The following is a 12,774-nucleotide window of genomic DNA, read 5'->3' on the forward strand; positions in this document are numbered from 1 at the left end:
CGCCGGGGACCCGGAACCCACGGATCAGGGACGGCTGAACCGGAGCGTGACCAGCTCGAACGGGCGCAGCGACACCGCCACCGACCCGTCGGCCGGCTCTGGCGCGGCCGTGCCGGCGAGCGGGCGCTCCAGCAGGTCGGTGACGGCGACCCCGGTGGCGGTGAAGCCGGTGGAGATCCGGGCGCGGGCCCTGCCTCCCCGGGACTCGTGGAAGCGGACGACGACGTCCCCGCTCCCGTCGTCGGCCAGCTTCACGGCGGTCACCACGATCGCGTCGTCGTCCACGGTGACCAGCGGAGCGACCTCGGCGGCGCCCGGGACCCGCCGCTCGGGCAGATTGAGGAACCAGCCCTCGCGTACCGCGTCGCCGATCGTCGCGCCGGGCACCAGCGCGTGCCGGAACCGGTGCAGGCCCTGGTCGGTCTCGGGATCGGGGAACCGCGGCGCGCGCAGCAGCGACACCCGCAACGTGGTGGTCGTGCCCGGGTCGGACGCGCGCACGGTCCGGGTGACGTCGTGGCCGTAGGTGGAGTCGGTGACCAGCGCCACGCCCCAGCCCGGCTCCTCCAGGTGCACGAACTTGTGGTTGCACGCCTCGAACTTGGCCGCCTCCCAGCTCGTGTTGGTGTGGGTGGCGCGGAAGACGTGGCCGTACTGGCTCTCGGAGGCGTACCGGTCGGCGTGCACGTCCAGTGGGAAGGCCAGCTTGAGGAACTTCTCGGTCTCGTGCCAGTCCACCTCGGTGCGGATGTCGAGCCGCCCGGCCTCCACGGTGAGGACCTGCGTGACCCTGGACCTCCCGAAGGAGCGCACCACGCGGACCGAGCCCGGCTCGTCGCCGGGCGTGACCTCGTCGGCGTCCACCAGGTCGGTCACCGTGTTCCGGTAGAACCGGTCCACGTCCCAGGCGTCCCACATGTTCGGGAAGTCGGGGTGGATCTGCAGCAGGTTGGCGGCCTGCCCCGGGGCGACCGTCTCCCGCCCGGCCCGCAGGTCGCGGGCGGAGACGACGAGGCCGCGGTCGTCGATCTCCACCCGGAGCAGGCCGTCGTCCAGGACGTACCCGCCCTCGTCGCGCGCGCGGAGTCCGCCGCGGGCGGGGGCCGGGGCCGTGGCCGCGCCACCGGCCGGGACGCCGTTGCGGGCGTGCGGCGCGGCGTTGAAGACCAGCTCGCCGGAGCCTGTGTCCCCCGCGAGGGCCCGCTGCGCGTCGTCGATGATCTCGTTCAGCTCGGCGGCCACGGCGGTGTACGTCTTCTCGGCCTCGCGGTGCACCCAGGCGATGGACGAGCCGGGCAGGATGTCGTGGAACTGGTGGAGCAGCACCGTCTTCCAGATCCGGTCGAGCCGCTCATGGGGGTAGTCGAACCCGGTGCGCACGGCCGCGGTGGCCGCCCACAGCTCGGCCTCGCGCAGCAGCGACTCGCTGCGGCGGTTGCCCTGCTTGGTCTTGGCCTGGCTGGTGAGCGTGGCGCGGTGCAGCTCCAGGTAGAGCTCGCCGACCCAGACCGGCGGGGCGGGGTACTCCGCCTCGGCCCTGGTGAAGAACTCGGCGGGCGTCTCCCAGACGACGGCGGCCGACCCCTCCAGGTCGCGCATCCTGGCCGCCTTGGCGACCATCTCGCGGGTGGTGCCGCCGCCCCCGTCGCCCCAGCCGGTGGGGGCCAGTGAGTGCCGTGCCACGCCCTTGTCCTTGAAGTTGCGTGCCGCGTGGGCGATCTCGCCGCCCCTCATCGAGCAGTTGTACGTGTCCACCGGCGGGAAGTGGGTGAAGATCCGGGTGCCGTCGATGCCCTCCCACAGGAACGTGTGGTGGGGGAACTTGTTGACCTGGCTCCAGGAGATCTTCTGGGTGAGCAGCCGCTTCGACCCGGCCGCCTTGATGATCTGCGGCAGCCCGGCGGCGAAGCCGAACGTGTCGGGCAGCCACGCCTCCTCGTTCTCGACGCCGAACTCGTCGAGGAAGAAGCGCTTGCCGTGGACGAACTGCCGGGCCATGGCCTCCGAACCCGGCATGTTCGTGTCCGACTCCACCCACATGCCGCCGGCCGGGACGAATCGCCCATCGGTCACGGCCTTGACGACCCGGGCCCAGACCTCCGGCCGGTGCTCCTTGACCCACGCCCACTGCTGCGCCTGGGACATGGCGAAGACGAACTCCGGCTCGTCCTCCAGCAGCGCGGTCATGTTGGAGGCCGTACGGGCGACCTTGCGCACGGTCTCGCGCAGCGGCCACAGCCAGGCCGAGTCGATGTGGGCGTGCCCGACCGCGCTGATCCGGTGGGCCGAGGGCGCGGCGGGCGTGGCCAGCACCCCGGCCAGCTCGGCGCGGGCGGCGGCGGCCGTGCCGTTGACGTCCTGCAGGTCGATCGCGTCGAGGGCCCGCTCGACGGCGCGCAGCAGCTCCCAGCGGCGGGCGCCGTCCACGGGCAGCTCCGCCATCAGCTCGCCGAGCACCTCCAGATCGATCACGAGCTGCCAGACGGTCTCGTCGAAGACCGCCAGGTCCATGCGGGCCAGCGTGTACTGCGGCTCGCTCCCGGCCGTCTCCCTGTCCCCGAGCTTCGTGGGCAGGAACGGGTGGTAGTCGAGGATCACCGGGTTGGAGGCGGCCTCGATGTGCAGCCGCACCTCCTCACCGCCCTCCACCGGGGCGCCGATCCGTACCCACTGGTTGCGCGGGTTGAGGCCCTTCACCGGGCTGCCGTCGGGCCGGTAGACCAGGCCCTCGCACTGGAAGCCCGGCATGTTCTCGTCGAAGCCCAGGTCGAGGACGGCCTCCACGGTCCGGCCCGCCCACTCGGCGGGCACCGTGCCCGTGACGGTGAACCAGCTCGTACCCCACGGCGCGCCCCACGCGTCGCCGACCGCGATCGGCGCGGGGGAGGCCGTCAGGCCCTCGGCCACCGGCACGGGCTCGCCGGGCGCGTGCCAGACGGCCACGTCCAGCGGCGTGGACGCGGGGTACACCGCGGGACGGATCCGCTCGTCGAGCACCCGCTTGAGCCGGTTCTCGACCAGGGCGCGGTCGTCGTGCATGGGAGACTCCTCGGTCAGGTTGTCGATCAGCCCTTGATCGCGCCCTCTTCGACGCCGCGGAAGAAGAACCTCTGCAACGACGCGAAAAGGATCACGATGGGGATGAAGGAGATCATGGTTCCGGCCGCCGGCAGCCGGGGGTTGTTGGTGAACGTCCCGTTGAGGTACTGCAGGCCCACGGTGAGCGTGAAGTTCTCCGGGTCGTTGAGGACGATGAGCGGCCACAGGAAGTCGTCCCAGGCCCCGATGAACGCGAAGATCGTGATCACGCTCAGCATGCCCCGCACGTTCGGCAGGCCGATGTGGATCAGCCGCTGCCACGGGGTCGCGCCGTCGATGACCGCGGCCTCGTCCGTCTCCTGGGGGATGGCCTGGAACGCGGTGCGCATCAGCAGCACGTTCAGCATGCCGATCGCGCCGGGCAGCGCGACGCCCAGCAGGGTGTCCGCCAGGCCGAGCCCGCGCACGGTGATGTACTGCGAGATGATCGTCACCTCGCCCGGCAGCACCAGCGTGGCCAGGAACCCCACGAGCAGAAGCTTCGCACCCCGGAACCTCAGCCGGGCCAGCGCGTAGCCGGCCAGGGTCGCTCCGGCGGCGTTGCCCAGGACCACGATGGCGGCCACGATGAGCGAGTTGACGGCGTACGACCACACCGGGATGGTCTCGGCGACCTGGGCGTAGTTGTCCAATGTCGGCTGCTCCGGCAGGAAGCTCGGGGTCCCGGTGTAGATGTCCTCATTCAGGCTCTTCAGCGAGGTGGACAACTGCCACAGGAACGGCGAGATCAGCAGCAGGAGGACCAGCACCAGCAGCGCGTAGCGCAGGACCAGCTCGCCCGGTCCCGGGCTGCCGAATCCGTCCCGCCCCCGCCGCCGCGTACGGCTCGCCTGCCGGCTCGGGCCGGGCTCCGGCTCCGGTTCCCCATCGGGTGCGCCGTGCGGCCGGGGCGCGGCGCGTGGTGTGACGTCGGGCATGTCAGGCCGCCTTCCTGTTGAGCCGGAGCAGCAGGAGCATCGGGCCGACCGTGATGACGAACAGCACGATGCTGAGCGCCGACGCGTAGCCGAAGTGGCCGTAGAAGCCGCGGCTGTACATCTGGATGAGCATCACGACGGACTGGGCGCGCCCGCCGGGGCCGCCGGTGCCGTTCGAGAGGATGAACAGCTCCGAGAACACACGCAGCGCCGAGACCGCCACCATCACCGAGACCAGCAGCATCGTGTTCCGCACGCCGGGGATCGTCACGCTCCGGAACCGGCGGACCGGTCCGGCCCCGTCCACGGCCGCGGCCTCGTGCAGCTCCCGCCGGACGTTCCCGAGCGCCGAGAGGTAGATGATCATGTAGTAGCCGAGCCCTTTCCACACGGTCAGCGAGATGGCGCTGAACACCAGCAGCCAGCGCTCGGTGAGGAACGGGATCGGTTCGGCGATGACGCCGAGCCACTGCGCGAACCCGTTGACCAGGCCGCGGTCGTTCAGGGCCCAGCTCCAGATCAGCGCGACCACCACGGCGGAGGCGACGACCGGTGTGTAGAAGGCGGTGCGGAAGAACGCGATGCCCGGGATCTTCTTCTCGACCAGGATCGCCAGGAGCAGCGGCAGGATCGTGAGCAACGGCAGGCAGACCAGCATGAACACGATGCTGTTGAGCAGCGCGTCGGCGAGCTGGGCGTCGCTCAGCACCCGGGCGAAGTTGTCCAGGCCGGTGAAGCGCCCGCCGCCCAGCGGCCTGGAGTTCGTGAACGCCAGGACGATCGTGTTGATCGACGGCCAGACGTTGAACACGAGCAGCCACAGCGCGGCGGGCGCCATCAGTGCCCAGGGCGTGAACAGACGGCGCAGCCGCCCCCGGTGTGCCGATGCGGGGGACGTCACTGGTTGAGCAGCTTGTTGCACTCGGCGACCGCGGTGTCGAGGGCCTCCTTGGCGGAGATCTCACCGGTGAGGGCGGCCGAGACCTGCTGCCGGATGAACTTGCTCATCGCGTCGGTGACCTCGAAGGGCTGGAGGACCTCCGCCTTGGCCAGGGAGGTGAAGGCGATGACCTTGGCGTCCCCGGCGTTGGTGCCGTCGCTCCTGCTGAAGAACGGGTCGTTCGCCGAGGCCTTCGTGCTCGGGAAGACGCTCACCAGGTGGGCGAAGGCGGACTGGTTCTCCGGGCTGGTCACCCAGCGGGCCAGCGCGATCGCGGCCGGAAGGTTCCTGGTCCTCTTCGAGACCGACAGGCCCTGGACGTACAGCGGCGGGACGCCGAAGTCGGGGGAGGCCACGATCTTGGGCGCGAGCGAGGGGTTCTCGTTGGCCACGCTCGTGATGTGGTTGCCGCCGCCGGTGGTCCAGGCCACCGCGCCCTCGTTGAACAGCTTGGCGTTGCCGGCGTACGTGTCGGTCAGCACGTCGCGCGGCATCAGGCCCTCCTTGAAGGCGGCGCGGTACTTGTCGATCACCGCGGCGGCCTCGGGGGTGTTGAAGACGAACTTCGTGCCGTCCTCGGACAGGATCTCGACCCCCGCCTCCTTCAGGTCCCCGAGCTCGGGTCGGCGGCTCATCAGCAGGACCTTGCCGCCCGACTTCTCCTTCATGATCCGGGCCTGCTCGACCAGCTCGTCGAAGGACGCCGGCGGCTTCTCCGGGTCCAGGCCGTACTTCGTCATCAACTCGGAGTTCCAGTAGTTGACGTCGGTGTTGAGGTACCACGGGTAGCCGTAGGTGCCCTGGTGGCCGCGGAACCGGTACGCGTCGAGGCCGCCCGCGACGTACTCGTCGGCCAGCTTGGCGTCCACCTGGGCGACGTCGAGCAGCATGTCCTGCTTGACCAGCGGCCGGGCGAAGTCGGGCGGCAGGTTGACGACGTCGGGCAGGGTGCCGCCCGCGGCCTGGCTGAGGACCTTGTCGGAGTAGGCGTCGGCGGGCTGGTCGAGCCACTCGACGTCGGTGCCCGGGTACTTCTTCTCGAAGGCGCCGATCACGCCCTCCATGTACCGGGTGAACTTGGGCTTCAGCGCCCACGTCTGCAGCGTGACCTTGCCCTTCACCTCGCCGGTGGCGGCCGCGGCCGGGGCGGCACCGCCCTCCGGGTCCGCCCCGCCGAGCCCGCACCCCGAGGCGATCATGACCGTCGCCAGGACCGGCCCTGTCCAGCGCCTGCGCATGGTACTCTCCTTGGTCTCTAAATCGCTTTAGTTGCCGGACTATCTCCCCGGCTAGACTCGTGTGTCAATAGCTGAGACGAACTTGTGAAGGAGCCGCGGTGAACCGGCCGACGATCGCCGACATCGCCGAGCGGGCCGGGGTCTCGAAGGGCGCGGTGTCCTTCGCGCTCAACGGACGCCCCGGGGTCGCGGAGGCCACCCGCGCGCGGATCCTGCAGGTCGCGAAGGAGATGAACTGGCGTCCGCACAGCGCCGCCCGGGCCCTGGGCGGGGCCCGCGCCGAGGCGGTGGGCCTGGTCATCGCCCGGCCCGCCAGCACCCTCGGGGTGGAGCCGTTCTTCGCCCAGTTGCTGTCCGGGCTCCAGGCGGGGCTGTCGGCGCGGTCGGTGGCCCTGCACCTGCTGATCGTCGAGAACGCCGAGGCCGAGATGGAGGTCTACCGCGAGTGGGCCTCCGCGCACCGGGTGGACGGGTTCGTCATGGTGGACCTGAAGGTCCGTGACCCGCGTATCGAGGTCCTGGAGGAGCTGGGGGTGCCCGCCGTGGTGCTCGGCGGGCCGGGCGGGCACGGCGGCCTGTCCAGCGTGTGGGCCGACGACCGCGAGGCGATGCTGTCGGTGCTGGAGTACCTCGCCGCGCTCGGCCACCGCCGGGTCGCCCACGTCGCGGGACTCCCCGGGTTCCGGCACACCCGGCGCCGCGTGCGCGCGCTGCGCGACTCCGTGCTCCGCCTGGGGCTGGAGGACGCGGTGTCCGTGCCCACCGACTTCAGCGACTCCGAGGGCGCCGCGGCGACCAGGACGCTGCTGTCCCGCCCCCGCCGGCCGACCGCCATCGTCTACGACAGCGACGTGATGGCGCTGGCCGGGCTGGGCGTCGCGGGCGAGATGGGCGTGCGGGTGCCGGACGAGCTGTCCATCGTCGCCTTCGACGACTCGGTGCTGACCCGCATCGCGCACCCCGCCATCACCGCGCTCTCGCGCGACACCTTCGTCTTCGGCAGGCGGCTCGCCGAGGTGATGCTGGAGGTGATCGACGAGCCCGGCCTGCACCGGGACGTCAGGACGGCGACCCCGCGCCTCACCGTCCGGGAGAGCACGGCTCCGCCCGGGGACTTGGCAGGATAACTAAATCGGTTTAGGCTCCGCCGGGAGATCGGACGACCCCCGGAGGACGTGTGCTCCTGTCCCGACCCATCCGCTTCGGTGCCAACTACGTGCCCTCGGCGGGCTGGTTCCACAGCTGGCTCGACCCCTCGCCCGACACCTACCGCCGGGACTTCGAGGACCTCGCCGGGATCGGCCTGGACCACGTGCGCGTGTTCCCGGTCTGGCCGTGGATCCAGCCCAACCGCGCGCTGATCCGGCGGCGCGGCGTCGACGACGTGCTCGCGCTCATCGACGTCGCCGCCGAGTTCGGCCTGTCCGTCGCGGTGGACCTGCTCCAGGGGCACCTGTCCAGCTTCGACTTCCTGCCGTCGTGGGTGCTGACCTGGCACCGGCGCAGCGTCTTCACCGACCGCGACGTCCGCGACGGCATCGCCGCGTACGCCGACACGCTGACGCGCGCCGTGGCGAGCCGGGACAACGTGTTCGCCGTGACGCTCGGCAACGAGGTCAACAACCTCCACCCGGCCAACCCCACCACACCGCAGGAGTCCCGGAGCTGGGCGGCCGAGCTGATCGACGTCGTCCGCGCCGCCGCACCCGGCCTGCTCGCCCTGCACTCGCTGTACGACGCCACGTGGTACGACCCGGGGCACCCGTTCCACCCGGCCGACAACGTGGACCTCGGCGACCTGACGACCGTCCACTCGTGGGTGTTCAACGGCGTCTCGGAGATCGACGGCCCGCTCGGGCCCGCCACCGTCACCCACGCCGACTACCTCGTCGAGCTGGCCGCGGCCACCGCGCTCGACCCGGCCCGGCCCGTGTGGCTGCAGGAGATCGGCGTGCCCCTGCCCGACGTGCCCGGGGCCGACGCGGCGGAGTTCGTCCGCCGCACGCTCGGCGCCGTGACCGCCAACCCGGCGCTGTGGGGCGTCACCTGGTGGTGCTCCCACGACCTGGACCGGTCCCTGGCCGACTACCCCGAGCGGGAGTACGACCTGGGCCTGTTCACCGTGGACCACCGTCCCAAGCCCGCGGCCAAGGAACTGGAGGCCGTCATCGGCGAAGTCCGCCGCGCCGCCGGGACGGGCCGCGCCACCGGGACCGGTCGGATCGCCGGGACCGGTCGGATCGCCGGGACAGGTCGGATCGCCGGGGCGGGCCGCGCCGCCGGGGGCCGGCGCGCCCTGCGCTGCCCGGTCGACCTGCGGACCCAGCCGGAGCGCCGGGCCGAGGTCGCGCCCGGCGGCCCCTTCCACACCGAGTGGGTACGGCTGCGCCAGGCCGGCCCGCTCGCCGTCGTCGCCGGCGACCGCGCCGACGACGCGCCACACCTCAGGACTCGGGGGATCGACGTGGTTGTCACCCAGGAGTAAGGAGCCACCGATGCGTCGTCGTGTGTTACCCGCCGTGTGCGGGGCCGTGATCGCGACGTTCCTCGTCGCGTTCCCCGCCCACGCGAACCCGGAGAACCCCGGTCTCACGGCACCGCCGGGGACCCCGTCCCCGGCCGGCTCCACCATCCCCTCCATCACCCCGTCCGCCGCGCCCACCGCGGGCCCGCGGCCGTCCGGGACGCCCGCGCGGTCCGCCCGCGTGGCCGAGGCGGCCGAGCCGGGCACCCAGCCGTACGCCTCCTACTGGTACCCGAACACGATCCTCGACTGGGATCCGGCGACGGACCCGGACGCGCGGTTCAACAGGTCCCGGGTGCCGCTCCGGCCGCGCACCTCCGACCCGGCGCTGAAGGCGAACGCGAACGCCCGCGCCGGCGAGGGCGAGGTCGCCTCGCTGGTGTCGTTCGCGCCCACCTCGGGCAATCCCTCGCAGGGCTCGCTTGACCCGAACCACTACGCCTTCACCTACTGGCAGTACATCGACACGCTCGTCTTCTGGGGCGGCTCCGCGGGCGAGGGCCTGATCCTCGCCCCTAACGCGACGGTGATCGACGCCGCCCACCGCAACGGCGTCAAGGTGTACGGCACGGTGTTCTTCCCGCCCACGGCGTACGGCGGGCAGATCCAGTGGGTACGCGACTTCGCCCGGAAATCCGGCTCGTCCTACCCCGTCGCCGACAAACTGGTGCAGGCGGCCCGGTACTACGGGTTCGACGGCTGGTTCATCAACCAGGAGACGGCGGGCGGCGACGCCGCGCTGGCGACCGAGATCCGCTCGCTGATGAAGTACGCCCGCGCCAAGGGCCCGGTCGAGTTCATGTGGTACGACGCGATGACCGAGAGCGGCTCGGTCTCCTGGCAGGACGCGCTCAACGGGAACAACGACGCGTTCCTGGAGGACGGCGGCCGCGTCGCGGACTCCATGTTCCTGGACTTCGGCTGGGGCGCCGGAGCCCTGGCCTCCTCGCGCACCCACGCCCGGGGCCTCGGCCGGGACGAGCACGAGCTGTACGCGGGCATCGACACCGAGGCGAACGGATACGACACCGGGGTGAACTGGGACGCGGTGTTCCCCACCGGGCAGCCGCACGTCACCTCGCTGGGCATCTACCGGCCCGAATGGACGTGGAAGTCCTCCTCGGGCCCGGCCGACTTCCGCACCCGTGACTCCCGGTTCTGGGTGGGCGCGAACGCCGACCCGTCCGACACCGCGACCTCCTCCTCCTGGAAGGGTCTGGCGCACTACGTCGCCGAGTCCACGGCCGTGACCGCGAAGCCGTTCGTCACCGGGTTCAACACCGGCCACGGCGATTTCTACAACGTCGCCGGGACCCGCGTGCGCACCGGCGGCTGGAACAACCTGTCGGTGCAGGACGTGCCGCCCACCTACCGGTGGGTGGTGGAGTCCGCCGGGACCCGGCTCACGCCGTCCATCGACTACGGCGACGCGTACGAGGGCGGCTCCTCGCTGCGGCTCACCGGCAGGCTCGACGCGGCCAACACCGTGCGGCTCTACCAGGCGAGGCTGCCGGTGGCGGCCGACACCAAGCTGTCCGTCGTGGTCAAGACCCCGGCCGCGGGCCCGACCCGCCTGAAGGCGGCGGTCGCCTTCACCGACGCGCCGACCGCCTTCACCACGCTCGACCTCGGATCGACGGGCGGCACCGGCTGGGAGCGCAGGACCCTGGACCTGTCGGCGTACGCCGGCAGGACCATCGCCCAGCTCGGCCTGCGCGCCGAGGGCTCGGCCGCCTCCTACGACATCCGGGTCGGGCAGCTCGCCGTGTACGACGGAGCCGTGGACGCGCCCGCCGCGCCCTCCGGCCTCCAGGTGCTCGGCGCGGCCGACGTGTCCCCGTCCCGCAAGTCGCTCCGCCTGGCCTGGAGCGCGTCCGGCTCCGGCCAGGTCCACCACTACGACGTCTACCGCCGCAACGCCGGCGGCTCCCGGACGTACCTGGGCGCGACCCCGAACGACGTGTACTTCGTGCCGCAGCTCGACCGGGCGGGCTCGGAGACCGGTACGACGATCGAGGTCGAGGCCGTCTCCACCGAGTACGGCCGCTCGCCCGCGGCCACCGCGACCGTCACCTGGTCCGGCGAGCCCGGCGAGGAGAACGTCGCGCTCGGCCGTACGGCGACCGCCTCCGGGCAGTGCAACGCGAACGAGGGCCCCGCCAAGGCCGTGAACGGCAGCGTCACCGGCGGGAACTCCGACAAGTGGTGCACGACGACCAGTGAGAAGCGGCTGGAGGTGGACCTCGGCTCGGTCCGCTCGCTGAGCCGCCTCGTGGTCCGGCACGCCCAGGCCGGCGGGGAGTCCGCGCAGTTCAACACCCGGGACTTCACGATCCAGGTGCGCTCCGGCTCCTCCGACCCGTGGCAGACCGCCGTGACGGTCACCGGCAACACGGCGGCCTCCACCACCCACCCCGTCGCACTGACCGCCCGGTACCTCCGGCTGTCCATCACCAAGCCGACCCAGAACACCGACCCCGCCGCCCGGATCTACGAGTTCGAGGCGTGGGGGAGGTAGCGCGGTAACGCGCGCCACCCGTCCGGCCGTGCCCCCGGTGCCCCCGGTGCCCCCGGTGCCCCCGGTGCCCCCGGTGCTCCCGGGGGCGCGGCCGGCCACCACCGCCACTGACGGAGAGTCCCCGTGACCCACGCCCTGGCCGTCGACATCGGCGGCACCAAGATCGCTGCCGCGCTCGTCGATCCCCGCGGCGCCGTCTCGCACCGCCGGACCCGCCCCACCCCGCGCACCGACGACCCCGAGGAGGTGTTCCGCACGGTGGCGCGGCTCGCCGCCCGCGAGGGCCGCGCGGTCGCCACGGCCGCGTTCGACCGCGCCGCACGAGCCCTGGCCGGAGGAATGCTGTCCGCCGCGGCCGCCGTGGACCTCGACCTCGTCGTGGTCGGGGGAGGCGTGGCCCGCTCCGGGGACGTGCTGTTCACCCCGTTGCGGACCTGGTTCGAGCGGCTCGCCGGGCTGGACTTCCTGCGCCGCGTACGGCTCCGCCCGTCCGCACTCGGCGGCGACGCCGGACTGGTCGGGGCCGCCGCGCTGACCCGGCGGCCCGCCACGGCGGGCCGGACCGCGCGGCGCTGAACGCGCCGGCCGCCGCGTCACGCCCGACCCCGCCACCGCGGGCGGGCGGGAGCCGCGACGGCGGGCGGGCCGTACGATTCCGGTGTGACCGGCAGATCCCCCTCGGCGCAACGCCTGCGCGACCTCGCGCGGCTGCGCCGCGTCCGCGACCGGATCGACCGGGAGTACGCGCAGCCACTGGACGTCGAGGCGCTCGCCCGCGGCGCGAACATGTCGGCCGGGCACCTCAGCCGCGAGTTCAAGCTCGCCTACGGCGAGTCTCCGTACAGCTATCTGATGACGCGGCGCATCGAGCGCGCCATGGCGCTGCTGCGCCGGGGCGACCTCAGCGTCACCGAGGTCTGCTTCGCGGTCGGCTGCTCGTCGCTCGGCACCTTCAGCACCCGCTTCACCGAACTGGTCGGCATCCCGCCCAGCGCCTACCGCCGCCACGCGGCGGGCGCGACGGAGGGGATGCCGTCGTGCGTGGCCAAACAGGTGACCAGACCGGTCAGGAATCGAGAAGCCCGGGTCGCGGAGCCGCGGCTAGGGTGACCGGCATGGACATCGCCATCCATTCGGTCTTCCTGCCGCACGACGACCCGGACGCCTCCCTGGCCTTCTACCGCGACGCCCTCGGCTTCGAGGTCCGCGACGACATCGGCTACGGCGGGATGCGCTGGATCACGGTCGGTCCCCCCGGCCGGCCCGGCACGTCCATCGTCCTGTACCCGCCGGCCGCCGACCCCGGCGTCACCGACGACGAGCGCCGCGTCATCGCCGAGATGATGGCCAAGGGCACCTACGCCGCCATCGTCTTCGCCACCGAGGATCTCGACGGCGTCTTCGAGCGGATCCGGGCCGGCGACGCCGAGGTCGTCCAGGAGCCGGCCGAGCAGCCGTACGGCGTCCGCGACTGCGCCTTCCGCGACCCCGCGGGCAACCTGGTCCGCATCAACGAGCTGCGCTGAGCCGCCCGCCCG

10 protein-coding genes are annotated in these 12,774 nt (G+C 72.3%); 6 read left to right on the forward strand and 4 right to left on the reverse strand.

The window, feature by feature from the left end; all coding sequences use genetic code 11:
• Positions 1 to 24: 24 nt before the first annotated feature.
• From IEZ10_RS25185 to IEZ10_RS25200, 4 genes are read right to left on the reverse strand one after another with little or no spacing between them, the layout of a single operon-like run.
• Complete coding sequence (locus tag IEZ10_RS25185; protein ID WP_189248976.1) at positions 25 to 3,039, reverse strand: alpha-mannosidase; 3,015 nt, start codon at positions 3,037 to 3,039, stop codon at positions 25 to 27.
• 26 nt (positions 3,040 to 3,065) lie between these two features.
• Entirely contained in the window at positions 3,066 to 4,016 is a 951-nt protein-coding gene (locus tag IEZ10_RS25190) for a carbohydrate ABC transporter permease (protein ID WP_229811625.1), read from the reverse strand.
• A 1-nt stretch (position 4,017) separates the two neighbouring features.
• Positions 4,018 to 4,917, reverse strand: a complete 900-nt coding sequence (locus IEZ10_RS25195) for a carbohydrate ABC transporter permease (protein WP_229811626.1) — start codon at positions 4,915 to 4,917, stop codon at positions 4,018 to 4,020.
• Complete coding sequence (locus IEZ10_RS25200) at positions 4,914 to 6,194, reverse strand: ABC transporter substrate-binding protein (protein ID WP_189248977.1); 1,281 nt, start codon at positions 6,192 to 6,194, stop codon at positions 4,914 to 4,916. The genes IEZ10_RS25195 and IEZ10_RS25200 overlap by 4 nt, the downstream gene beginning before the upstream one ends.
• A gap of 98 nt (positions 6,195 to 6,292) precedes the next feature.
• Between IEZ10_RS25200 and IEZ10_RS25205 the strand changes: the two genes are divergently transcribed.
• The 6 genes from IEZ10_RS25205 (at position 6,293) to IEZ10_RS25230 (ending at position 12,762) form a co-directional block, all read left to right on the forward strand.
• Positions 6,293 to 7,321, forward strand: coding sequence for a LacI family DNA-binding transcriptional regulator (locus tag IEZ10_RS25205; protein WP_189248978.1), 1,029 nt, complete (start codon positions 6,293 to 6,295; stop codon positions 7,319 to 7,321).
• A gap of 50 nt (positions 7,322 to 7,371) precedes the next feature.
• The gene (locus IEZ10_RS25210) at positions 7,372 to 8,679 is read left to right on the forward strand and encodes a glycoside hydrolase 5 family protein (protein WP_189248979.1); all 1,308 of its coding nucleotides are present in this window, start codon (positions 7,372 to 7,374) and stop codon (positions 8,677 to 8,679) included.
• Positions 8,680 to 8,689: 10 nt separating this feature from the next.
• Complete coding sequence (locus tag IEZ10_RS25215) at positions 8,690 to 11,236, forward strand: endo-beta-N-acetylglucosaminidase (protein ID WP_229811627.1); 2,547 nt, start codon at positions 8,690 to 8,692, stop codon at positions 11,234 to 11,236.
• Positions 11,237 to 11,359: 123 nt separating this feature from the next.
• Positions 11,360 to 11,812 (forward strand): ROK family protein, encoded by a 453-nt coding sequence (locus IEZ10_RS25220; RefSeq protein ID WP_189248980.1) that lies wholly within the window; start codon positions 11,360 to 11,362, stop codon positions 11,810 to 11,812.
• An 84-nt stretch (positions 11,813 to 11,896) separates the two neighbouring features.
• On the forward strand, positions 11,897 to 12,346 hold the full coding sequence (locus IEZ10_RS25225; protein ID WP_189248981.1) for a helix-turn-helix transcriptional regulator: 450 nt from the start codon (positions 11,897 to 11,899) through the stop codon (positions 12,344 to 12,346).
• A gap of 5 nt (positions 12,347 to 12,351) precedes the next feature.
• Positions 12,352 to 12,762, forward strand: coding sequence for a VOC family protein (locus IEZ10_RS25230; protein WP_189248982.1), 411 nt, complete (start codon positions 12,352 to 12,354; stop codon positions 12,760 to 12,762).
• Positions 12,763 to 12,774: the final 12 nt, after the last annotated feature.

Source organism: Streptosporangium pseudovulgare (genome assembly GCF_014648055.1).
In the GTDB taxonomy this organism is placed as follows: Bacteria; Actinomycetota; Actinomycetes; order Streptosporangiales; family Streptosporangiaceae; genus Streptosporangium; species Streptosporangium pseudovulgare.